17 protein-coding genes are annotated in these 23766 nt (G+C 63.1%); 10 read left to right on the forward strand and 7 right to left on the reverse strand.

Annotated elements, in window-relative coordinates:
* The first annotated feature begins 358 nt into the window (after window positions 1-358).
* Together R3355_RS23305 and R3355_RS23310 are read left to right on the forward strand one after the other, a co-directional pair.
* Entirely contained in the window at window positions 359-1441 is a 1083-nt protein-coding gene (locus R3355_RS23305) for a hypothetical protein (protein ID WP_318963494.1), read from the forward strand.
* 68 nt (window positions 1442-1509) lie between these two features.
* Window positions 1510-3372, forward strand: a complete 1863-nt coding sequence (locus R3355_RS23310) for a DUF4209 domain-containing protein (protein WP_318963495.1) — start codon at window positions 1510-1512, stop codon at window positions 3370-3372.
* Between the two features lie 360 nt (window positions 3373-3732).
* On the opposite strand, the gene R3355_RS23315 is transcribed toward R3355_RS23310, so the two are convergent.
* Window positions 3733-5163 carry an IS1182 family transposase gene (locus R3355_RS23315; RefSeq protein WP_318963496.1) on the reverse strand — a complete coding sequence of 477 codons (1431 nt, stop codon included), beginning with the start codon at window positions 5161-5163 and terminating at the stop codon, window positions 3733-3735.
* 360 nt (window positions 5164-5523) lie between these two features.
* On the opposite strand from R3355_RS23315, the gene R3355_RS23320 reads away from it, so the two are divergent.
* A complete protein-coding gene (locus tag R3355_RS23320) occupies window positions 5524-7500 on the forward strand; it encodes a DEAD/DEAH box helicase (protein ID WP_318963497.1) in 1977 nt (658 codons plus the stop codon).
* Between the two features lie 214 nt (window positions 7501-7714).
* Here R3355_RS23320 and sixA read toward each other — a convergent pair whose 3' ends face one another.
* The 3 genes from sixA to R3355_RS23335 all read right to left on the reverse strand — a co-directional run bounded on the left by sixA (window position 7715) and on the right by R3355_RS23335 (window position 9981).
* Window positions 7715-8203 carry a phosphohistidine phosphatase SixA gene (sixA, locus tag R3355_RS23325; RefSeq protein WP_318963498.1) on the reverse strand — a complete coding sequence of 163 codons (489 nt, stop codon included), beginning with the start codon at window positions 8201-8203 and terminating at the stop codon, window positions 7715-7717.
* A gap of 117 nt (window positions 8204-8320) precedes the next feature.
* Window positions 8321-8806 (reverse strand): adenosine-specific kinase, encoded by a 486-nt coding sequence (locus R3355_RS23330; protein ID WP_318950632.1) that lies wholly within the window; start codon window positions 8804-8806, stop codon window positions 8321-8323.
* A 245-nt stretch (window positions 8807-9051) separates the two neighbouring features.
* Entirely contained in the window at window positions 9052-9981 is a 930-nt protein-coding gene (locus R3355_RS23335) for a histone deacetylase (RefSeq protein WP_318963499.1), read from the reverse strand.
* A gap of 69 nt (window positions 9982-10050) precedes the next feature.
* Here R3355_RS23335 and R3355_RS23340 point away from each other — a divergent pair, with 69 nt between their 5' ends.
* From R3355_RS23340 to R3355_RS23350, 3 genes are read left to right on the forward strand one after another with little or no spacing between them, the layout of a single operon-like run.
* Window positions 10051-11676, forward strand: coding sequence for a SagB/ThcOx family dehydrogenase (locus tag R3355_RS23340; protein ID WP_318963500.1), 1626 nt, complete (start codon window positions 10051-10053; stop codon window positions 11674-11676).
* Window positions 11673-12542 (forward strand): acyl-CoA thioesterase II, encoded by an 870-nt coding sequence (gene tesB / locus R3355_RS23345; protein ID WP_318963501.1) that lies wholly within the window; start codon window positions 11673-11675, stop codon window positions 12540-12542. The genes R3355_RS23340 and tesB overlap by 4 nt, the downstream gene beginning before the upstream one ends.
* 16 nt (window positions 12543-12558) lie before the next feature.
* Window positions 12559-13146, forward strand: coding sequence for an HAD family hydrolase (locus tag R3355_RS23350; RefSeq protein ID WP_318963502.1), 588 nt, complete (start codon window positions 12559-12561; stop codon window positions 13144-13146).
* A 106-nt stretch (window positions 13147-13252) separates the two neighbouring features.
* Here the strand turns inward: R3355_RS23350 and cueR are convergent, their stop codons facing one another.
* On the reverse strand, window positions 13253-13651 hold the full coding sequence (gene cueR / locus R3355_RS23355) for a Cu(I)-responsive transcriptional regulator (RefSeq protein ID WP_318963503.1): 399 nt from the start codon (window positions 13649-13651) through the stop codon (window positions 13253-13255).
* Between the two features lie 350 nt (window positions 13652-14001).
* Window positions 14002-16389: a heavy metal translocating P-type ATPase gene (locus R3355_RS23360; protein WP_318963504.1), complete on the reverse strand. Its 2388-nt coding sequence runs from the start codon at window positions 16387-16389 to the stop codon at window positions 14002-14004.
* A gap of 151 nt (window positions 16390-16540) precedes the next feature.
* On the opposite strand from R3355_RS23360, the gene R3355_RS23365 reads away from it, so the two are divergent.
* Window positions 16541-16753 (forward strand): heavy-metal-associated domain-containing protein, encoded by a 213-nt coding sequence (locus R3355_RS23365; RefSeq protein WP_318951208.1) that lies wholly within the window; start codon window positions 16541-16543, stop codon window positions 16751-16753.
* Between the two features lie 349 nt (window positions 16754-17102).
* Here R3355_RS23365 and R3355_RS23370 read toward each other — a convergent pair whose 3' ends face one another.
* Window positions 17103-17741 carry a TetR family transcriptional regulator gene (locus R3355_RS23370; protein WP_318951209.1) on the reverse strand — a complete coding sequence of 213 codons (639 nt, stop codon included), beginning with the start codon at window positions 17739-17741 and terminating at the stop codon, window positions 17103-17105.
* Between the two features lie 145 nt (window positions 17742-17886).
* Between R3355_RS23370 and R3355_RS23375 the strand changes: the two genes are divergently transcribed.
* The 3 genes from R3355_RS23375 to R3355_RS23385 all read left to right on the forward strand — a co-directional run bounded on the left by R3355_RS23375 (window position 17887) and on the right by R3355_RS23385 (window position 23528).
* Window positions 17887-19032: an efflux RND transporter periplasmic adaptor subunit gene (locus tag R3355_RS23375; RefSeq protein ID WP_318963506.1), complete on the forward strand. Its 1146-nt coding sequence runs from the start codon at window positions 17887-17889 to the stop codon at window positions 19030-19032.
* 11 nt (window positions 19033-19043) lie between these two features.
* On the forward strand, window positions 19044-22181 hold the full coding sequence (locus R3355_RS23380) for an efflux RND transporter permease subunit (protein ID WP_318963507.1): 3138 nt from the start codon (window positions 19044-19046) through the stop codon (window positions 22179-22181).
* A gap of 156 nt (window positions 22182-22337) precedes the next feature.
* On the forward strand, window positions 22338-23528 hold the full coding sequence (locus R3355_RS23385; RefSeq protein ID WP_318963509.1) for a Bcr/CflA family multidrug efflux MFS transporter: 1191 nt from the start codon (window positions 22338-22340) through the stop codon (window positions 23526-23528).
* Window positions 23529-23766: the final 238 nt, after the last annotated feature.

Genomic DNA, 23766 nt, shown 5'->3' on the forward strand with positions numbered 1-23766 from the left:
CCTCAAATTAACCCAATAACAAAGCTACAAAGGTCAACGAAGAACCGAAAAACCACTCAATGTGGTGAGTAGGTTTTCCGCTGATGGCCGTGCCTGAGTTCAGGCGATCTAGAAAATCCGACTTTTTCAACAGAATCGGCCAAAAGCGGACAGTGCCGATGCCCCTTCGTATTCTTTCGCTAGTGTTGTTAGGGTTGGCGTTGGGCACGGACCACCCTCACTGAGCTATCCATTATGTTTGCGGCAAGATCGAACCTGCAACTAGGTCGCAGCAGCTTTGCTTCCGCCTCCGCATTGATGGCCTGATCAAAATCAGATGGTAATCTAACCACGGTTTACCCACTAGAAAGGATTGACGATGGCAAGGATGACAAGAAAGCTGATGCGTATATCACGGCACCCGAATACTGCTACGGTACTAAAGGTCGCCGACATCGCTGCGAAAGTTGGCGTGCATATTGCCTCGGCGGGCTCTCCAATCGCTAACGCGTTGTACGAACTTTCAAAAACCGGAGTGGGTAAGGTTCGGGACTATGTACATGCTAGAGATGACCGACGGATTTTAGAATTCCATCAACATCTTCTTTACCGCGATGAAGTGCTTGATGAAGAAATTTTAGACGGCGAACTAGAAGAGGCTAATTTTCATGCGCTGATGCACGCATGTCTATCAGACATCGAAGACGAGAAAACAATACCTTACGCACTGCTTACCCGGAGCATCGCTTTAGGAAAAATAAAACCTGAGCTAAGACGGCATAATATTCTTGCTCTAAAAGATATTGCCTGGGATCACTTGGACTTTTTAAGAAAGGCATATGTGGTTTCAAAATACGCAATAATTCCTAAGCAAGGATCAGGCTCGGTAACAGCCGAGTCTATTTTAACGGGCTATGCCCCTGGCAGTATTGAGCACCTCGCGGTTGTCAGCCTAACATCTAAAGGCTTTATAGATGGAGTACAGCTAAGTGACCTCGGCAAAGAGTTTGTCGAAGCTTGCTCGTCAAATGATGACTTGACTCCCGGAGCGTATGAGCTTCAGGTTTGGTCCGATAGCAAGTGCGACATTATCCTTTTAGATCAATCCGACTCATCAATGCGTTTTGTGGAGCTAATCCAAAGCGCTCTCAGAGCCAAAGGGATTAGCTGCGGTAGCGGAACAGCAATGGAGGGAGCACTTGAACGTCGCGAGGCTAATCTGTTCGCAAACTGCGCTATCGTTATTTTCCGACGTGGAAAGCGTCTAGAGGCTGAGCTGCAAGAAAATTTGCAGCACAGAATCGGCACCAAGCCAATGGTTCAATTGCTAATTGATAGCGATGGCGTGGAAACTCCAGAACAATTAGTTCCCGGTGAAGTATTGGTCATCAATAGCAGTGACGAAAAGTGCAGTGCGACACTAGTCGTAGAGAAGCTAGCTACTCAAATTTACGGGATTTAGAATCATTTATGGCTGGTTTGGCAACTGAAGAGACCCAGTAAACCAACCTGGGCGAGTGGGGTGAGTTTATGTCGAGCAAGGATGAAGATAAGAAACCGCTGATGGATCTGGCGACTCTGGACGATTTCGCACATATCAATCCAGCCTCAATCATGGCGATGAGCAACTCGCTGCATTTTCACACGCTGGAGCATGCATTTAGAGAGGCTGCTCAGGCCGCAGAAAACGCTGGCGATGCCGCTGCTTTTAGGGCCTTCAACGTCTTGGCAGTTGTCTGTAGCTATCACTTCAATCCCAGCAGGCCCGACACCTTCTCTCCCCAGATCATTTTTAAGGGTAAGCGGACGCTCATCCCGAGTGATTACCTGGGCGAGCAACAGGGAGTTCTTGTCCAGATAGCCGAGCAGATTGACCACCCCCTGCTTCGGGCTCGGATCGCTGATAGCTGCTGGTACGTCAACCGCAAGCTCCATGCTGTCGCCGCGCTTGCCGCGAGTTCGTATTTGAATGCAGTAGAGCTCTTCTTCAAAAGAGAGCTGCTCGATCAATACGAGTCGGATTTTGCGGTTCCCTTCAAGGTGGTTGATCTCATTGATCGGGCATTCGCTATCTACGCCTCTGCTGGCAAGCGGAAAGAGATCCCGGACAGTGCCAAGGATGTGCTGAAACTGGCCTATGAAACGGCCAAGGACAATGAGTGCCTTGTCGCCTTCGTGAAGTTGTCATCCATTGCCCAGTCCAGTGGACTGCTTGATTGGCAGGAAATTGCGGCTGTGGCCGAGGCATTGGCGCAAGCTACGCAAGATAAACAATATGCTGAGGCAGTGAAGAGAGTATGGCTCCATGCGGCTCGTGCTTATCTCAAGCTGGACGACAAGGAATCTGCTGTTAGATGTAAGGTGAGTGCGGCGGAGCAGACGCTACGCATGCGAGACTCCGTCAGCACCGCCATGGCAAAAGCCTCATGGACACGCAGTGCTATTGGTGAATTCCGCGCAATTGGCGGTATGGCGGAGAGAGTCGAGCTCCTCAAGACGGAGCTCCAGCAGCATGAGGAAGATTCGCTTTCCGAGTTTGGCTCGTTCAGTGTGCCGATAGACTTAACGGATGAGCGTCGGGCGACGATAGAAGAATTCGAGCCGCTTGATGTTCACGAAATGCTGCTGCGACTGGCATTCGCATGTCGCGCCCCAGACAAAATTGCGCTTCATAAAAACTGTTTGGAGAAGAGAGACAAATACTTCTTCTCGTCGATGTTCGGTAAGTCCTATGCCGACGAACGAGGAAAGGTGATCGCGACAGCGGCGCAGGTGCCGCTTGGCAGTGAACCGCCAGAGGAGTGGTTTGCTCACGAAAGCCTTAGTGAGGCGGGACTTCACTACCAAATAGCGACAGAGGCATTTATTCGGCCAGCGTGTATAACGATGAGCCGTTGTCAGCTCATTGATGATCGGCATTTTGAGCCCATTGTCTGTAGCAGTGGATTCGTGCCGCCAGGGTTCGAGGCAATTTTCTCCCAGGGCTTTTCTAAGCTTGTACAGGGGGACATGGTCTCGGCAGCTCACCTGTTGATCCCGCAGCTTGAGAACGCCCTCAGGCATGTGCTGAACAGCCGCAGATCGAATACCGCCAAGCTGAATGTGGATCTCACCCAGGAAGATCAGTCACTCAAGCAGTTGCTCTCGAACTACTGGGAAGAGATAGAGCAGGTGTTCGGGGTAGATAATACGTACCTATTCCACATCCTGTTCAACGTCAAAGGTGGCCCCATGCTAAGGCACGAAGTGGCGCACGGTAAGCTCTCAACGGCGCAATGCTATGAGCCTTCATGCATTTATGCGTGTTGGTTTATCTTCCATCTTACGTGTGTCCCTCTCGCCCCGCAGTGGAGCTCAGTAATAGCGGGGGCGATTCAGGAAATGGCGAGCTAAGAGGCGGTGTTTAGGAGTTGGCTAAAGCTGGAGTTTGCAATGCGCTCCATCATGGGGTTGAACCGCCCCTGATTTAGTAGGCACCGCCATGCATTTCTGCTCGACGGGCTGATATTGACTGTCTAATGCTGACGCTGGCGACAGGCTGCTTTTGGCCGGGAGTCGCCAGTAGCAGCTGGCTGGAGTCGGCCCAGACTGTGTAAAAACGTAGTTAGTGATGGCAATCAACTGCCGGGGGATTTTCTCAGTGTCCAGGAGGCCGTGGGAGGCCCAATCAGGCGCATTCGGTGATTCTGGTTGCTATGGCACTTTCGGCTTCGGCGCGCCTGCTGGAGGGCGGTAAGAGTCGTAAAACAGGCCTCAGGCCTTCATCGCGGCCATCAGGGCACCGCTGCCCAGCAAGTTCAACACGCGTTTGAGATTGTAGGCGAGCACATGCAGGCTCATCTCGGTACTCACCCGGTCGAGTGTTCTGGTGAGGAAGTGGGTGGCGCCCATCCAGGACTTCAGCGTGCCGAACGGGTGCTCAACCGTTTGGCGGCGGATCCGCATCATCTCGGGCGCTTGATCTAGGCGACTCTGCATCGCCTCGAGCACTGCCTCATGCTCCCAGCGGCTCACTCGTCGCTCTGAGCTAGGCGTACAGTGCTCTTTCAACGCACAACCTTGGCAGTGCGAACTCCAGTAGCGGTGCAGCTTCAGCCCTTTCTCGACGCTTGAAAAACGCCAGATCAGGCTTTGCCCTGCCGGGCATCGGTATTCGTTCTTGGCTGCGTCATAGATGAAATCACCTTTGCCAAAGCGGCCAGCCGCTGTCGCTCCCGAGGTCAGCGTCTTGGGTACGAAAACAGTGATTCCAGCCTCATGACACGCCAGGATTTCTTCGCCTTTGAAATACCCTCTGTCTGCGACCGCCGAGAGCTTCTCGACGCCCATGGCCTCTCGCGCCTGCTTGGCCATGGAGCTCAGTTGGTCTCGATCAACTCCGTCGTTCGTGACCTCGTGCGTCACGATCAGATGGTGCTTCGCATCGACCGCCGCCTGCACGTTGTAGCCGACCATTCCGCTGCCCCGGGTCTTCATTGAGCGGGCATCGGGATCGGTCAGGGATATCTGTTTATCCGGTGTTTCGTTGAGCTGAACCTCGATTTCCTTGAGCTCTTGCAGCTTAGTTTTCAAGGTCGCGATCTTGTCGTGTAGGCGTTCGGCTTTGACCTGCGCCACGGGAGGTTCCTGACGATCTGCGGTATCCAGTGCGGTCAGGTAGCGATTGATGCTGGACTCGATCTCCTCCATACGCCGCTGCAGCTTGGCGCTGGTGAAGTTGCGGTCGCGATTGTTGACCGCCTTGAACTTGCTGCCATCGATGGCCACAAGCGCTTCAGAGAACAGACCAAGCTGCTGGCACAGCACCACGAACTGCCTACAGACGCCGCGGATTGCCTTGCCGTTATCCTTGCGGAAGTTGGCGATGGTCTTGAAGTCCGGCATCAAGCGTCCGGTCAGCCACATCAACTCAACGTTGCGCTGAGCCTCGCGTTCAAGGCGGCGACTGGACTGGATGCGATTGAGATAACCGTAGATGTAGATCTTCAGCAGGTCGGCAGGATGGTAGGCCGGCCTGCCGGTTTCCGCTGGGACGACGCCCTCGAAACCCAGCGCGCCAAGGTCGAGCTCATCGACGAAAACATCGACCACCCGCACCGGGTTGGTGTCCGCCACATAGTCATCCAGGCTCTCGGGAAGCAGCGCACTTTGCCCTCGATGCTCTCCCTGGATAAAACGCTTCATTGACGTCCCCCGCCGATTCGAATCCATCAAATCATAGCAAGGTCGATGCCAACGTTTTTACACAGTCTGGGCCGGTTCCAGTCATTCGTGACCAACTGCTATCGCCCGGCGCGAGGCGAACGGCCCCACTTTTCACGCCACACGCCTCGCCGCGAACACCGGAGACGCTCTGGCGACGGCGCTCGAGATTTTCACAACCTCTGACTTCGGGAAAAGGGGAGGAGTTATTTATACAGGTGCCCACCCGGCGGCCGAGCACAAAACCCCTTTATTTGCACCGTTCCTCCAGCGCTTGCCAGTCCCCGGCAAAAAACACTTATCATTCAGCCATATAGATCATGCCCAGGGGGTAATCGTCGAATGCTGTCTGCCGTCGGGCGTTACAAGTTGCTCCTCTCCGGGGCCTTGGCGCGTTATTTCCCGCGAACCACGGCCTATCTGCGCGCCGAGCGCGAGGCGGGGTTGCCGCAGAAAAAGCCGCGGACCCGGGCGAAGAAGGCTGGCGTTGCAGCTGGCAAGGGCAAGGCGGGCGCTGGGAAGAAGCCTGCCAGGCCGCGTGGCAAACCCGGCAAGCCGGCCAGCACGGCCATCTACGGGCCGGCGTTGCTGGCGGTCGACGCGGCGCAGGTCGAGGCCATGCGCGCGCGGGTCACCCAGGCGGTGGCGGCGGGGGTGATCAGCGCGCCTTCGGACGAGCAGTGGGCGATGATCCTCGGGCGCCATCCGCTCACGCGGATCTTCGCCGGGGCGGGGTCGGGCAAGTCCACCACCCTGGTGCTGCGGGTGGTGTTCATGTTGTGTCATCTGGGCATCGAGCCGGGGCGGCTGACGGTGATTTCCTTCACCAACGCCTCCTGCGCCGAGCTGCGCGAGCAACTGCTCAGGGTGCTGGGCTTCTGGCAGTACCCTTTCGACGCCGCCCAGGCCCGCCAGTGCGTGCGCACCTTCCATTCGGCCATGGGCGTGCTGGCCAAGCAGGCGCTGAACAGCCCGCGCTGGTTCGAGCAGCTGGACGACCCGCACGGTGCGCCGCGCGAGCTGGATAACCCGCTGACCTCGGCGCGCTTGCGTCCGGCCCAGCAGCGCCTGCTCAAGCAGGCCTACCAGCAGTGCTACGCCCAGGAACCGGTGTTTCGCGAGTTGGTGCACAGCCTGCTGGGGCTGCCGGCGCCGGCGGCGGGCACCACCGAGGGCAAGCGGCCACGGGCGGCCAAGGCGCCGCTGGATGGCTTCAAGCTGGCGGGTGAGTTCACTGCCTTGCCGCTGTTCGAGGCCTTTTATGTGCAGGCCGGCTTTATCCAGAGCATCGGCATCCGTCCCGAGCGGATAGACCTCCAGGCGCTGTCCTGCTCCGTCCGCGAGCGCAATTTTATCGAGGCCCTGGTGCTGTTCTGCAAGGCCTTCGAGAGCTGTCTGCAGGAGCAGGGCCTGATGACCTTCGACGGCGCCTTCCAGCGTCTCGGCGAACGCCTGGCCGGCGACGCGCCGGGGATCTCGGCCGAGGTGCTGGCGCCGTTCAATCACCTGTTGATCGATGAATTCCAGGACATCTCGCCGCAGATCGTCCAGTGGCTGCAGGCCGTTCACCGCTGCCTGGCGCGCCAGGGCACGGCGGTCAGCCTGATGGCGATCGGCGACGATTGGCAGTCGATCTATGGCTGGCGCGGCAGCTCGCCGGAACTGTTCATGGACTTCGACCGGCACTTCCCGGGCAAGGGCAAGGCGAAGAGCAGCGCGCTGTTGATGCTGGCCACCAACTACCGCTGCATCGAGCCGGTGATCCGCGACGGTGAGGCGGTGCTCGCCGGCGTCGCCTGCAAGCAAACCAAGACCAGCAAGGCGTTCAAGGCCATGCAGCCGGGCGATCACGGGGTCAAGCTGGTGCAGGGCTTCGACATCAAGGCGCGCATGCCGGAGCTGCTGGCGGCGATCAAGGCCCAGTGCGCCCACGTCGCCAGCCGCAGCATGGCCGACCGCACAGCGGTGCTGCTGTTGAGCCGGCGCAACGAGCCCTTGCGGGCGATTCAGGCCCAGCTGGACAAGCAGCTGCCGGTCAAGGCCTACACCATCCATCGCGCCAAGGGTCTGCAGGCCGAAGTGGCGATCATCGTCGACGATTGTGCGCCGGCGCAGCCGCACCCGCTGCGCAATGCGCTCTATGCCTACTCGGGATTCTTCCGCAACAGCTACGACCAGGCGATGAGCGATGAAGGCTTGCGCCTGGCCTATGTGGCGATCACCCGGGGCGTGAGCCGGGTGCTCTGGTTCACCGGCAAGACCCAGGGCGCGACCCGGGTGTTGGCGGCGCGCGCCGGTCGGCATGCTGGTCCCCTGTGAGCCTGTCGGTGTCGGCGGGCTCCGGGCGCGGCGCCTGGCGCCTGGCGCCAGGTGCTTGGCCGGATCCCGTTGCGCTACGTGAACGACGGGGTCATTTAGCTCACCAAGCGCTCTCGTTTTTCGCGTAGCGCGTCTTGCCGCAAACGGCTGGAGAGGGTGCCGGTATTTTCACAAGCTCTGATCGTCGCGCGGGGGAGGGCGGGGGTCATCATCGCTACGACTTCTTTGGATAATCGAACGCCACTGTCGCGGTGGGGCAGGTGCCGATGTCCGACCACGACTTCGCCGCGAAGCCGAACTCGGCGACAGCGCCGGTTGGCAGGTGGCCGATCTCGCCGCACAGGCGCTGGGCGAGTTCGCTCAATTCGGGGTTGTGGCCGACGATCATCACGCACTGCAGGCGAGCGTCGAGCGCGTGGATGATCTCGAGCAGGTCATCTGCCTGGGCGGCATACAGCCGCTCATCGACGACGATGTGCTTGCGCTTGTAATCGAGCTTGCCGGCGATGATCTTTGCCGTCGTCAGCGCCCGCACGGCCGGACTCGACAGGATCAAGTCGGGCTTGAGCTCGCGCCTGGCCAGGCGTTCGCCGATCTTCGGCGCGTCACGCTTGCCGCGCTCGCTCAAGGGGCGCTCCCGGTCGGTCGGCGCGGCGTCATCCTTGCTCGAGTCGGCGTGACGAATGAGAAATAGCCTTTTCATGCCACCCCTCGCTGTCCCCCATCGATAGATCCGGGCCAAAACCTGGCGGCCTGGCCGTTACTCAGAGGGTGTTTACATATCGAACGCCGCAGCAGGCGAGAGTTTGTTCACACCCTCTCAGAGTTTGTAGCCGATCTGGCGCAACAGGTTCTTGCGCCAGAGGATGTCGTCATCGCCTTCGAGGTCACGGGCGCAGTAACCGTCGACCACGCCGAGCACGGCGCGGCCCTGTTCGGTCTCGGCGAGAATCACCTCGGTCGGATTGGCGGTGGCGCAGAAGATCCGGCAGACCTCGGCAACCAGCTTGATGCTGTTGAGTACGCTCAGCGGAAAGAAGCCCGCGCCGAGGAAGACGATGAAGCAATGGCCGGCGCCAATCGCCTGGGCATTGCGCTGGGCCAGCTCGATCATCGCGCTATCGGTACCCGACCAGCGCACCAGGCATTTGCCCGAGGCCTCGCAGAAGGCCATGCCGAACTTGATCCCGGGCACGGCCGCGACCAGCGCCTCGTGGATGTCCTCGACGGATTTGATGAAGTGGGTCTGGCCGAAGATGAAGTTGATCTCTTCCGGCTTGTCGATGTTCACCGTGAGCAGTTGCATGGCGCAGGCCTCCTCGGCCGAAGGGGTCGGCAGCCTGGAAAATCCCTGGCTGGGAAACGCTTTCGGCACTGGGGTAAGCATAGTCGCGGATGGGGTGGGGTTCTGGCCGTGGCCTGGGATCTGCGCTGTCGGGCGGCGGCTTGTTGCGGTGGCATGACCCGACAATGGCAGTGCGTTTGTGGACGCTGCGTTGGGTAGCGCGGCGCTCGGCAAGCGCGCCGTTGGCAAGTACGCGCTCTGCGCCGCTAACCCGTACGGCCTAACCCGCGTTCGGCCCAGACCTTGGCCGCGCTGTGATGGAGGATGCCGTGGCGGCGGGCCAGGGCATGGCGGTCCTGGTCGTAGCCGCCGCCGATCAGGCCGACCACCGGGATGTCGCGGCCCAGGCAGTGCTCGAGTACCGCCTGGTCGCGGGCGGCGACGCCGGCGTCGCTCAGCTGCAGGTAGCCGAGGGCGTCGTCCCGGTGTACGTCGACCCCGGCGTCGTACAGCACGATGTCCGGCTGGTACAGCGGCAGCAGGTAGTTCAGCGCGTCGTCCACCACCTTCAGGTAAGCGCCATCGCCCATGCCCATCGGCAGGGGGATGTCCCAATCGCTGGCGGCCTTGCGGGCGGGGAAGTTCTTTTCACAGTGCAGGGAAACGGTGATCGCCTCCGGGACATCGGCGAGCAGGCGGGCGCTGCCGTCACCCTGGTGTACGTCGCAGTCGAAGATCAATACACGTTGTACCTTGCCGGCTTCGAGCAGGTAGCGGGCGATCACCGCCAGGTCGTTGAAGATGCAGAAGCCGGACGGGTGATCGTAATGGGCGTGGTGGGTGCCACCCGCCAGGTGGCAGGCCAGGCCATGCTGCAAGGCCTGCTCGGCCGCCAATAATGAGCCGCCAACGGCGCGTACGGTGCGTTGTGCCAGGGCCGCGCTCCACGGCAGGCCGAGGCGGCGCTGGTCTTGCTGGGGCAGTTCGCCGCTCATATAGCGGGCGATATAGGCGGGGCAGTGGGCCAGGGCCAGTACTTCCGGCGGGCACAGCTCGGGGCGCAGCAACTCGGCATCGCTGGTCAGGCCGCCGGCCACCAGGTGATCGCGCAGCAAGCGGAATTTTTCCATGGGGAAACGATGTGCAGCCGGGAAAGGGGGACTGTAGTCGTCGTGATAGACCAGCGGCAGGCGCATACAATGGCACTCTTTAATGCAGCGCCTGAGTATGGCGGCGTTGCCTGGACCGACTCAAGTGGAGCACCAATGACCGAGCAGGACGCCGTGCGCGCCTATCACCAGTTGAGCAAACACCAGCCGCAGCGTTTCGCCCCCGGGCCTGGACAGCTGGACTGGGCGACCCAGCCGGCGCCGTTTCGGCGTTACGCCGGTGCGCGCCTGATCGAGCTGTGGCACCGGTCGCTGCAGGAGTCGCCCGACTACGACGCGGTGTTCGCCGCGCCGCTGGGCGCGCCGGCGCCGCTGAATCGGGCCAGCCTGTCGCAGCTGCTGTATGACAGCCTGGCGCTGTCGGCCTGGAAGGAGGCGAGCGGCAACCGTTGGGCGCTGCGGGTCAATCCGTCGTCGGGCAATCTGCACCCGACCGAGGCCTATCTGTTGCTGCCGGCCGGCAGTCTGCAGGACGAGGCCGTGCTGGCCCATTACACCGCAGATGCCCATGCCCTGGAGGTGCGTGGCGAACTGCCGGCGCAGCTGGCCGCACAGTTGTCCCAGGCGTTGCCCGCGGGTGGTTGCCTGCTGGCGCTGACCAGCATTGCCTGGCGCGAGGCATGGAAATATGGCGAACGCGCTTATCGCTACTGTCAGCATGACCTCGGCCATGCCCTGGCTGGCCTGGCCATCGCCGCCAGCGCGCTGGGCTGGCAGGTGCGCCTGTTGCGCGGGGTGGCCGAGGCGCGTCTGGACGGCGTTTTCGGCCTGGGTCGCGCGGGCTTTGCCGAGGCCGAGCATGTCGACTGCCTGCTCTGGATCGGCCCGGCCCAGACCAGCGAGTTCGCCCTGCCCGAGAGATTGCTGCAAGGCCTGGCGGCGCTGGAACTGAGTGGCGCGCCCAATCGCCTGTCGCCTCAGCACCAGGACTGGCCGGAATTGGCGCGGGTGCAGGCGCTCTGTCGCGCGCCGGCCCTGCCTGCACAACCCTGGCCGGCTGAGCCCGGCCGTGCGCAGTCGGACAACCCCGGCCTGGCGCTGCGGCCGCTGCTGCATCGCCGGCGCAGCGCACAGGCCATGGATGGCAAGAGCGGGATTCACGCCGAGCTGCTGTTCGCCTGGCTGCAGCGGCTGATGCCGGCCAATTCGCCGGTGCCTTTCGCCCTGACCGGCGAGGCGGCGCAGGTCGACCTGCTGCTGTTCGTTCACCGCGTGCAGGGCCTGGAGTCCGGTTTGTACTGGCTGGCGCGGGTCGACGGGCAGGCGCAGCCCGGCCTGCGCGAGGACTTTCTCTGGCAACGGGTGCACGACGAATTGCCGCTGTACCGCCTGCTTGAAGGCGACGCCCGCGGCCTGGCGGAGTTTCTCTCCTGTGGCCAGGACATTGCCAGCGATGGCTGCGTGGCCCTGGCCATGCTCAGTCGCTTCGACACGGCCCTGCAGGCGGGCGCCTGGCGTTACCCGCGGTTGTACTGGGAGTGCGGGCAGATCGGCCAGTTGCTCTATCTGGAAGCCGAGGCGGCGGGGCTGTCCGCTACCGGTATAGGCTGTTATTTCGATGATTCGGTACATGAATTGCTCGGACTTGCCGACAGCCGCTGGCAAAGTCTTTACCATTTCACCCTGGGTCGGGCGGTGTGGGATGAGCGCTTGAGCAGCTTACCGGCCTATCCCGAATCACGTTTGCCGCCCGCTGGGGCAGTTATTGGAGAACAAGCATGAGTCAGGTACTGGACGAGTTGGTCGCCCTGTTGAGCCTGGAGGCCATCGAAGAGAACCTCTTTCGAGGCCGCAGCCAGGATCTGGGCTTTCGTCAGCTGTTCGGTGGTCAGGTGCTCGGCCAGTGCATTTCGGCGGCCAGTCAGACGGTCGAGGCGGATCGTCATGTGCATTCCATGCATGGCTATTTTCTGCGCCCTGGCGATGCGTCGCTGCCGGTGGTCTATCAGGTGGAGCGCATCCGTGACGGCGGCAGCTTCAGCACCCGCCGCGTGGTGGCCGTGCAGAAGGGCAAGCCGATCTTCTTCTGCAGCGCCTCGTTCCAGTATGACGAGGAGGGCTTCCTGCATCAGATCGCCATGCCGGATGTGCCGGGGCCGGAGGAGCTGAAGTCGGAGACCGAACTGGCGCGCATGGTCGAGGCGATGATTCCCGAGCGCATGCGTGAACGGGCGACCAGCGACAAACCCATCGAGATCCGTCCGGTGACCCTGATCAATCCCTTCGACCCGAAAGCCTGCGAGCCGGTCAAACATGTCTGGTTCCGCGCCGCCGGTGCGCTACCGGACGAGCCGCAACTGCACAAGTTGCTGCTGGCCTACGCCAGCGACTTCAACCTGCTGACCACCTCGATGCAGCCCCATGGCGTGTCGGTGTTCCAGAAATTCATGCAGGTCGCCAGTCTCGACCATTCGCTGTGGTTCCACAGCAACCTGCGCATGGACGACTGGCTGCTCTACGCCATGGACAGCCCCTGGTCCGGCAATGCCCGCGGTTTCTCCCGCGGCAGCATCTTCAACCGTCAGGGCCAACTGGTCGCCTCGGTGGCGCAGGAAGGCCTGACCCGAATCCGTGAGGATTGGAAGTGAGCCGCGAGGACTGGAAATGAAGCTGGGCGCGGCGCGCCACTGGGTGTTCGACATGGACGGCACCCTGACCTTGGCGGTGCATGACTTCGACGCGATCAAGCGGTCGCTGGACATTCCCCTGGAGCACGACATCCTCCACCACCTGGCCGCCTTGCCCGAGGACATCGCGGCCGCCAAGTACGCTTGGCTGCTGGAGCACGAGCGCGAACTGGCGCTGAGCGCCGAGCCGGCGCCGGGGGCCATCGAGCTGGTGCGCGCGTTGCACGGACGCGGCTGCCGGCTCGGCATCCTCACCCGCAACGCCCACGAGTTGGCGCTGGTGACCCTGCAGGCGATCGGCCTGGGTGACTGCTTCGCCAGTGGCGACATTCTCGGTCGCGACGAGGCGCCGCCCAAGCCCGATCCCGGCGGTTTGCTGCACCTGGCCGAGCGCTGGCAGGTAACGCCGGGCGAACTGGTGATGGTCGGCGACTACCGCTTCGACCTGGAATGCGCCCGCGCCGCCGGTGCCTATGGCGTGCTGGTCAATCTGCCGGACAACCCCTGGCCGGAGTTGGCCGATCACTTTGCGGTGGATTGCGCGGCGCTGCAGCGGTCGCTATAGGGTGGATGACGCTTTACCCATCCACCACGCTCGTCCCCCGGGTGGATGAAAAGAGCGTCATCCACCCTACGTCAGATTCGCGCTTGAGCGCGTAGCCCGGCGTCTTTCAATGACAGCCGCCGGACGCCAGGTCCTTGAGGATCGGGCAGTCGGGGCGGTCGTCGCCCTGGCAGTGTTGCACCAGGTCCTGCAGGGTGTCGCGCAGGCTGCTGAGTTCGGCGATCTTGCGATTGAGCTCGACGATATGCCCGGCGGCCAAAGCCTTGACGTCGGCGCTGGCGCGCTGGCGGTCCTGCCACAGGGTCAGCAGCTGGGCCACTTCGGCCAGGGAAAAACCCAGGTCCCGCGCGCGCTTGATAAAGGCCAGGCGATGCAGATCCTGCGGGCTGTACTGGCGATAACCGCTGTCGCTACGCCCGGCGGCCGGCAGCAATTCGATGGCTTCGTAGTAGCGGATCATCTTGGCGCTGAGGCCGGTTTTCTGTGCTGCTTGGCCGATATTCATGGGCGGTCTCCGAAACGTTGTTCGTAGGATGAGCGTTGAGCGCAGTCGTAGGTTGGGTTAGCGGCGGCTGCACTCCCGAGCAAGCCACAGATGCGAGACGCCGCGTAACCCAACAGAACGTCAGCAGGTACGCCGCAATGATGGGTTACGCCGCGCAGAAAACGCGGCCTTGCCGGGCCTCGCCTGGGCGGCTAACCCATCCTACGGTCCGGCAGCAGGTCAATTTGCGGGCGCCTAACCCATCCTTCGGTCTGTCCGTGAAATAGTGATCGCGGGCATGGCCCGCTCCTACGGGGATCTCGTGGACTCGCTCGTCGTCGTGTAGGAGCGGCCCATGGCCGCGATTTGGGTTATTGGTGATCTTTCGGCTTCCAGGTCTTCAGCAGCAGGGCATTGCTCACCACGCTGAGGCTGGACAAGGCCATGGCGGCGCCGGCGAGCATCGGGTTGAGCAGGCCGGCCGCGGCCAGAGGGATGCCGACCAGGTTGTAGACGAAGGCCCAGAACAGGTTCTGCCGGATCTTGTTGTAGGTGCGCCGGCTGATGTCCAGCGCCGCCGGCACCAGGCGCGGGTCGCCGCGCATCAGGGTGATGCCGGCGGCATGCATGGCCACATCGGTGCCGCTGCCCATGGCGATGCCGACATCCGCGGCCGCCAGTGCCGGGGCGTCGTTGATGCCGTCGCCGACCATCGCCACCACCCCGGTTTTCCTCAGATCGCCGATGATCGCCGCCTTGTCTGCCGGCAGCACCTCGGCGTGTATGGCGTCGATGCCCAGGGCACTGGCCACCGCATTGACGCTGCCGCGGTTGTCGCCGCTGATCAGGTGGCTGTCGATGCCCTGCGCCTTGAGCTGGGCGATGGCTTCGGCGGCGCCGGGTTTGAGGGTGTCGCCGAAGGCGAACAGGCCCAGCACCTGCGGCGTCGGCGCCTGTTCGATCAGCCAGGACAGAGTGCGGCCCTCGGCTTCCCAGGCCAGGGCCTCGGCGGCCAGGCTCGGGTTGTGCAGCCAGCCCTCCTCGAGCAGGCGTTTGTTGCCCAGGGCCAGCTGGCGCTCGCCGATCTGCCCGGCAATCCCGCGTCCGGCCAGGGCCTGGCTGTCGACCACCTCGGCCAGCGATAACTGGCGGGCGCTGCATTCGTCCAGCACCGCCTTGGCCAGCGGGTGCTCGCTGCCGCGCTGCAGGGCGCCGGCCAGTTGCAACAGGGTCGCGGTGTCGCCGTCGAGTGCCGTCATGTGGGCGATCCGCGGCGTGCCCGAGGTCAGGGTGCCGGTCTTGTCGAACGCCACGGTCGTGACCCCATGGGCGACTTCCAGGGCTTCGGCGTCCTTGATCAGAATGCCGTGGCGCGCGGCCACCCCGGTGCCGGCCATGATCGCCGTCGGCGTGGCCAGACCGAGGGCGCAGGGGCAGGCGATCACCAGCACCGCCACGGCATTCAGCAGCGCGGTTTGCAGCGTGGCGCCGAACAGCAGCCAGCCCAGCAGGGTGGCCAGGGCGAGCAGCAGCACGGTTGGCACGAAGACCTGGCTGACCTTGTCCACCAGCTTCTGGATCGGCGCCTTGGCGGCCTGGGCGTCCTCGACCAGGCGGATGATCGTGGCCAGCACGGTTTCCGCCCCCAGGGCGGTGGTCTCGATCAGCAGGCGGCCTTCGCCGTTGATCGCCCCGGCGGTGACCTTGTCGCCCGGCTGCTTGGGTTGCGGCAGGCTCTCGCCGCTGATCAAGGCCTCGTCGGCATGGCTCTGGCCTTCCAGCACCTGGCCGTCGACCGGGAAGCGCTCGCCGGGCTTGACCACTACCTGATCGCCCAGGACCAGGGCACTCAGCGCCACCCACTGCTCGACGCCATCGCGCAGGCGCAACGCCTGATCCGGGCGCAGGGCCTGCAAGGCGCGGATGGCGCTGGTGGTCTGCCGTTTGGCGCGGCTTTCCAGGTATTTGCCGAGCAGGATCAGGCTGATGATCACCGCGGAGGCCTCGAAGTACAGATGCGGCATCGTGCCGCCCGGGGTGATCGCCCATTGATAGAGGCTCAGGCCATAGGCGGCGCTGGTGCCCAGGGCGACCAGTTGATCCATGTTGCCGGCACCGGCGCGCAGGGCCAGCCAGGCGGCGCGGTAGAAGCGTGCACCGAGAACGAACTGCACCGGTGTGGCCAGGGCGAACTGCAACCAGGCCGGCAGCATCCAGTGGGCGCCGAATGGTTGCGCCAGCATCGGGATCAGCAGCGGCGCGGTGAGCAGCAGGGCCAGCGCCAGGGCCCAGCGTTCGCGCTGCAAGTGACGCTCGGCGGCGGGCTGGGCGGGTTTGGCGCTATCCAGCAGGGTGGCTGTGTAGCCGGCTTTGGCGACTGCCTGCAACAGGGTTTGTGGGTCGAGACCCGCCGTGACCTGCAACAGCGCGTGCTCGGTGGCCAGGTTGACGCTGACCGTGAGCACGCCGGGCAGTTGCGCCAGGGCGCGCTCGACGCGGCCGACGCAACTGGCGCAGGTCATGCCGGAGATGGCCAGCTCCAGGCGTTCGCTGGGCACCTGATAGCCGGCGTCGGTGACGGCGGCGAGCAACTGCTCCAGGCTGTCCGACGGCGCTTCGATGCGCGCCTGTTCGCTGGCCAGGTTGACCGTGGCGCTGGTCACGTTGGGCACTTTGCGCAAGGCGCGCTCGACCCGGCCGGCGCAACTGGCGCAGGTCATGCCGCTGATCGGCAGATCGAAAGTAGTCAGGTTGGACATGCAGGAGCCTCCGTTGAGTGCCATTACAGGATCAACCTTGACCCATGGGTAAGGTCAAGTGCTGTTTTATGCCTTGACCTTACCCATGGAGGAAGACGGACACTGAGCATATCCCGCAAAATGGGGCATACATTCAATCAGGAGGTTGCAGATGCAGACAACAAAGGTTCACACACTCAGGATCGAAGGCATGACCTGCGAGCATTGCGTGAAGACGATTACCGAGGCCTTGCAGGCGCGTGATCCGGCTGCCGATGTAAAGGTGAAGTTGCAAGGTGGTGAGGCACGCGTGGTCAGCAGCCTGTCGAGTGACGAGCTGATCATTGCGATTGCCGAGGCCGGCTACGGGGCGGGGCTGGCGTAAGGTTTGATTCGGCCATGGCTTCGCAGCTAATGACTGCTTTATGGGAGGGCTGACCCGGCGCGATGCTTTTGGTCCGCTATCGCCATGCGCGGCGATGAATCTGCGCCACGGCCTCGGCTGCCGGTGCGTACGGCGCACCCTACACAGGTGCCTCGGCGTAGCCGGGTAGGGTGGATGACGCTTCACCCATTCACCCAATAGCGGTGGTGGGTGAAAAAATCCTCATCTACCCTACGCGGCCTATCCTTACTGCCAGTCGCGCACCAGCGGGTAGGGTGGGCTTTAGCCCACCGCCGCTATATAAGCGGTCTTTCGGGGGGCTGAAGTGGGGCACCGCCCGGGGGCCCCTCTAGGGTTTCTTGCCGGCGCCCTGCCAGTCGCGCACCAGGCCGCGAAAGCAGGCGTCGATCATGGGCGCGGTGTCGCTCAGTGGGTCGAATAGCGTCGGGTCGCGTAGCCAGTCGTGGAACAGGCCGATGATCAGTGCGTGCAGGGTGCAGGCAGCGAGGCGTGGGCTCATGCCCGGTTGCAGGCGCGACCTGACACCGGGCTGGCCGAACTGCTGTTCGCACAGGGCGATGAATTGAGTGATGAAGGCGGCGTGACGCTGTTCCGCCTCGCGCAGCTCATCGGTGAATTCGCAGCGGCGCAGAAGGATGGTGAGGATGCGTCGCTTGCGCTCATCGCGGGCGAGGTTTTCGATGGCCTCGATGCACAGCTCGTGCAGCGCCAGCAGGGGATCGTGCCCGGCACAGGCGCTCAGGCGCACGGCCATCTGCTCGGGCGGCAGGCGCACCTGGTCGAGCATTTCGTGGAACAAATGTGCCTTGTTTTCGAAGTGCCAGTACACCGCACCACGGGTGACCCCGGCGTGGCGGGCGATATGTTCCAGGCTGGTGTGGGCCACGCCCTTTTCCAGAAACAATGCCTCGGCAGCGACCAGGATGGCGCAGCGGGTTTGTTCGGCTTGCTCCTTGGTTCGACGCATGGCAGTTGGGTGATTTCTGGCTAGGCTCTGTCTGGGGAACAGAGTGTAATGATTTTGAGCACGATGTTCTATTTACAATCAGTGGTGTATGTAACTAGCATCGTCGCCTTTGTGTTTGGCGCCTTTCGCTGTCCCGGAGACATCTATGTTTGCTGCCCGTCATCTCCCATCTGTTCTCGGGTTTTTAGCCTTCGCTACGCTGGCGTCTGTGCTCCATGCCGCAGATGCGCCACCCGCGCCCGAGGTGGTGGTGGAGACCGCCAAGGTGGGTCCGCTGCCGCTGGTATTCGAGTACTCCGCACGCACCGCGGGGTTCCGCGAGGTGCAGGTGCGCGCCCAGGTCAGCGGCATCCTGCAGGAACGCACCTACCTGGAAGGTAGTCGGGTCAGCAAAGGCCAGGTGATGTTCCGTATCGACCCGCGCACCTACCAGGCCGCCCTGGCCCGGGCCAAGGGTGCGCTGGCCCAGGAGCAGGCGCGCTACCGGCAGACCGAACGCGACCTCAAACGCATCCGTGAATTGCAGAAGAAGGGCTTTGCCAGCGAGAGCGAGCTGGATAACGCGATCTCCAACTTCGAGCAGAGCAAGGCCAATATCCAGGCCGCCGAGGCCGAGGTGCAGTCCAGGCAGATCGATCTCGACTACTGCACGGTGACGGCGCCTATTTCCGGCATCACCAGCAAGGAAACCGTGTCCGAAGGCAGTCTGATGGTGGCCGGCGATCCGAATGCCAGCCTGCTGAGCAACATCACCCAGCTCGACCCGATCTACGTCAACTTTGCCGCCCCGGACAGCGACGTGGAGAGCGTGCGCAGCGGCTTGCAAAGCGGTGCGTTGGTGTTGCAAGGCGAGCAGATGAGTGTCGAAATCTTGTACGGCGATGGCTCCAGCTACCCGCTGGAGGGCAAGGTGGACTTCACCGACAGCCTGGTCGACCGCGCCACCGGCACCGTCAGTGCGCGCGCCGTGGTGCCCAACCCCGAGCAGAAACTGCTGCCCGGCCAGTTCGTCCGAGTGCTGGTCAAGGGCCTTAGCCTGCCCGAGGCCATTACCGTGCCTGAGCGCGCCGTGGCCCAGGGGCCGCGAGGCACCTTTGTCTATGTGGTGGACAATGACGGCGTCGCGCGGATGCGCGAGGTCAGCACCGGGCGCACCGCCGATGGTCGCTGGGTGATCGAGTCCGGCGTCATCGAAGGCGACCGGGTCATCGTCGAGGGATTGCCCAAGGTGCGTGCGGACTCGCCGGTGAAAGTTGCTGAAACACCCGTCCAACCTGCCAAGCAATCCTAAGGAGCGTCTCGGTGATCTCACGCTTCTTTATTGACCGCCCGGTATTCGCGGCGGTCATCTCCATCGTCATCGTACTCGCCGGCCTGATGGCCATGCGTGCGCTGCCGATCGCCCAGTACCCGCAGATCCTGCCACCGCAGGTATCGGTCAGCGCCACCTACTCCGGCGCCAGTGCCCAGGTCATCGCGGAAACCGTGGCCGCGCCGCTGGAACAGTCGATCAACGGCGTTGAGGGGATGATCTACCAGCAGTCCAACTCCGGCGGCAGCGCCATGAGCCTGTCGGTGTACTTCCAGGTCGGCACCGATCCCGACCAGGCCACCATCGACGTCAACAACCGGGTCCAGGCCGCCCTGGCCAAGCTGCCGGAAGAAGTGCGCCGGCAAGGCGTCAAGGTGGTGAAGAAGTCCTCCGACATCCTTCAGGTGGTCACCCTGTTCTCCCCGGATGATTCGCGTGATCCGGTGTATATCAGCAACTATGCGCTGATCAACGTGATCGACGAGCTCAAGCGCCTGCCTGGCGTCGGTGATGTCAGCCAGTTCGGCTCCAAAGACTACTCCATGCGCATCTGGCTGCGCCCGGACAAGCTGGCGCAGTACAACCTGACGCCGAGCGATGTGGTCAGCGCGATTCGCGAGCAAAACTCGCAGTTCGCCGCCGGCAGCTTCGGTCAGCAACCGTTGGAGCAGGCGCAGGACTTTACCTACACGGTGACCACCCAGGGCCGCTTCACCGACCCGGCCGAGTTCGAGAACGTCATTCTGCGCAGCGATGCCACCGGCGCCAGTCTGCTGCTCAAGGACGTCGCGCGGATCGAGCTGGGCGCCCAGGATTACTCGCTGATGACCTCGCTTAACGGTCAGCAGAACGCTGCCTTCGGGGTCTATCTGCAACCGGGGGCCAATGCCCTGGATACTGCCGAGGCGGTGCAGGCCAGCCTGGAGCGGCTGTCGCAGAACTTCCCCGACGGCATCACCTACAAGATCCCCTACGACACCACCAAGTTCGTCCGGGTGTCGATCGAGGAGGTGATCCACACCTTCGTCGAGGCCCTGGTACTGGTGGTGCTGGTGGTCTTTATCTTCCTGCAGAACTGGCGCGCCACGCTGATCCCGGTGCTGGCGATTCCGGTGTCGCTGGTCGGCACCTTCGCCGGCATGTATATGCTCGGTTTCTCGATCAACCTGCTGACCCTGTTCGGCATGGTGCTGGCCATCGGCATCGTGGTGGACGACGCCATCGTGGTGATCGAGAACGTCGAGCGGGTGATGAACAGCGACAAGATCGGCCCGCGCGAAGCGACCATCAAGGCCATGGAGGAGGTCACCGGGCCGATCGTCGCCATCGTCCTGGTGCTCTGCGCGGTATTCGTGCCGGTGGGCTTCCTCGGTGGCCTGGCCGGGGAGATGTACAAACAGTTCGCCATCACCATTGCCGTGTCGGTGGTGATTTCCGGCATAGTCGCCCTGACCCTGAGCCCGGCGCTCTGTGCCCTGTTGCTCAAACCGGGGCATCATGAACCGGCCGCCCCGTTCCGCTGGTTCAACCGCGGCTTCGATCGCCTGACCGCCGGCTACACCAGCGGTGTGCGTTTCTTCCTCAAGCGTTCGGCGGTGGGGTTGCTGCTGTTCGGGCTGATGATTGCGTTGATGGTGGTGTTGTTCGGTCGGGTGCCCAGCTCCCTGGTGCCGGATGAGGACCAGGGCTATGTGATCAACGCCTACTTCCTGCCGCCGGCCGCTTCCCTGACGCGCACCGAAAAGCTCACCAGCGACGTCACCCGGCAACTGATGGCGCACCCGGCGGTGCAGGACGTGGTGACCTTCGCCGGTTTCGACGTGCTGACCTTTGGTACGCGGAGCAACGCCGGGGTGTCCTTCGTGCCACTGAAAGACTGGAGCGAACGGACCACGCCGGAACTCGATGCACGCAACCTGACCCGCGAATTCATGGGCATGGGCGCGCAGCAGAAGGACGGCGTGGTGATGACCTTCAACCCGCCACCGATCACCGGCATGAGCACCACCGGCGGTTTCGAAGGCTATATCCAGGACCGCAGCGGCGGCAGTACCGCGCAACTGGCCGAGCGGGTTGCCAGCTTCCTCGCCGCGGCGCAGAAGCGCCCGGAACTGGGCGGGGTGCAGAGTACCTTCAGCGCCAACGTGCCGCAGTACTACATCGATCTCGACCGCACCAAGGCCCGCGCCCTGGGCGTGTCGATCAGCGACGTGTTCACCGCCATGCAGGCGACCTTCGGTAGCTACTACGTCAACGACTTCAGCCTGTATGGCCGCACCTTCCAGGTCAGCCTGCAATCGGAGTCGGAGTTCCGCCGCAAGCCGGAAGACCTGTCGCAGGTGTATGTGCGTTCGGCCGGTGGCGAGCTGGTCTCGCTGTCGACCCTGGTCAAGGTGCAGCGCATCCTCGGCCCGGATACCTATGCGCGCTTCAACGTCTACCCGGCGGCGAAGATCCTCGGCGGCCCGGCGCCCGGTTACAGCTCCGGACAAGCCCTGGCGGCGGTACAGGAAGTGGCGGATGAGGTGCTCGGCAGCGACTACAGCATTGGCTGGACCGGTTCGGCGTTCCAGGAGCTGGCGACCCAGGGCTCGGGCAGCACCGCCTTTATTTTCGGCCTGATCATGGTGTTCCTGATCCTCGCCGCGCAGTACGAGCGCTGGACCCTGCCCCTGGCGGTGGTCACCGCAGTGCCCTTCGCGGTGTTCGGCGCAATCCTCGCGGTATGGTTGCGCGGCATCGAGAACGACGTCTACTTCCAGGTCGGCCTGGTCACCCTGATCGGCCTGGCGGCGAAGAACGCCATCCTCATCGTCGAGTTCGCCGTACTCTGCCGGGCGCAGGGCATGAGCATCTTCGACTCGGCACTGGAGGCTTCACGCCTGCGCTTCCGGCCGATCATCATGACCTCACTGGCCTTTATCCTCGGCGTGGTGCCGCTGGCCATCAGCAGCGGCGCCGGCTCGGCCAGCCGCCACTCGATCGGCACCGGGGTGATCGGCGGCATGCTCGCGGCGACCGTGCTGGCGATCTTCCTGATCCCGATGTTCTACCTGCTGGTGGAATCGTGGGCAGCCAAGCTGAGCGGTAGCCGGAAGAACGCCGCAGAAAAGGCGGCCGAATCGTAGGGCGGGGCAGGCGGGGGCGTCGATATGCTTGATGCGCGCAGAACCTGGCGCGGCGCAAATGTCGTGGATTCACCTTGAGTGAAGCTTGCCGCTAACCCGCCTCATGCCTTGGTCATGGTGCCGGGCGAACACTTACCTGATTTGTTCTGGAACCCCATGCCGCTACGTCTTCTGCTGATCCTCGGCGCCTTGAGCGCCTTCGGCCCCCTGGCCATCGACTTCTACCTGCCGAGCTTCCCGACCCTGGCGCGGGTCTTCGCCACCGACGTCGAGCATGTGCAGTTGTCGTTGGCCGCCTATTTCATTGGCCTGGCGCTGGGACAACTGATCTATGGGCCGCTGGCCGACCGTTTCGGCCGGCGCAAACCGCTGCTCGCCGGGGTGCTGCTGTTCAGTCTGGCCTCGCTGGCCTGTGCGCTGGCGCCGAGCCTGGAATGGCTGATAGCTGCGCGTTTCGTCCAGGCCCTCGGCGGCTGCGCCGGCATGGTGGTGAACCGCGCGGTGGTGCGCGACCTGTGCGATCCGATCACCTCGGCCAAGGTATTTTCCCAGCTGATGCTGGTCATGGGGCTGGCACCTATCCTCGCGCCGCTGGCCGGTGGCCTGCTCCTGAGTTGGCTCGGCTGGCAGTCGATCTTCGTCTGCCTGTTCGCCTTCGGCGTGCTCAGTTGGCTCGGCGTGGCGCTGTGGCTGCCGGAGACCCTGGCGGCCGACTCGCCCAGGGCGCCGTTGCGCGGCGCGCTGGGCGAGTACCGGCGGCTGCTCGGCGATTTGCCATTTCTCGGCCATGCGCTGACCGGCGGCCTGGCCGTCGCCGGAATGTTCGCCTATATCGCCGGTTCGCCCTTTGTCTTCATCGAGCTGTACGGCGTGCCGGCCGAGCACTACGGCTGGCTGTTCGGCAGCAATGCCCTGGGCTTTATCCTGGTGGCGCAGCTCAACGCCTGGCTGGTGGCGCGGCATGGGCCGGGCTACTGGCTGCGCCGCACGGTGTGGTTCTACCTGGCCTGCGGCCTGCTGCTCCTGGCGGTCGCGATCTCGCGCCCGGCGCAACTGTGGCCCCTGCTGATCCCCCTGTTCGGCTGCATCGCCTGCCTCGGTATTCTCCTGCCGAATGCCTCGGCCTGCGCCATGGCCGGCCAGGGCACGCATGCCGGCAGCGCCTCGGCCCTGCTCGGCAGCCTGCAGTTCGGCATAGCCGCCAGCGCCGCCGCGCTGGTCGGTGCGTTGCATGACGGCAGTGCCTGGCCGATGGCCCTGGTGATCTGCGGCTGCGCGGCGCTGGCCGTATTCACCTCGCGCCTCACACGCTGGGCGGAGCGGCGTAGCGGGCATCCGGGTTGGTGAGAGATCCCGCCTCGTCTTCGACGCCGCGCTGTCGTGCAGAAAACGGGAGGCAATCGTGTCTGTCGGCTTGTGGGCACCTGTAGGCGCGAAGGGGACGCCTAGCAGCCTGTCGGACTTTCTCGCTTCATTCGAGGATAATCCCGGCACCGCCCAGCCGACGCCCCCGCATGAGCCGCTTTCGCCCGATCGACCGCAAGACCGACTACCTGCTCCCGCCATCGCTGGACGACTGGTTGCC

Origin of the sequence: Pseudomonas sp. (assembly GCF_033723075.1) — a bacterium.
Classification (GTDB): Bacteria; Pseudomonadota; Gammaproteobacteria; order Pseudomonadales; family Pseudomonadaceae; genus Aquipseudomonas.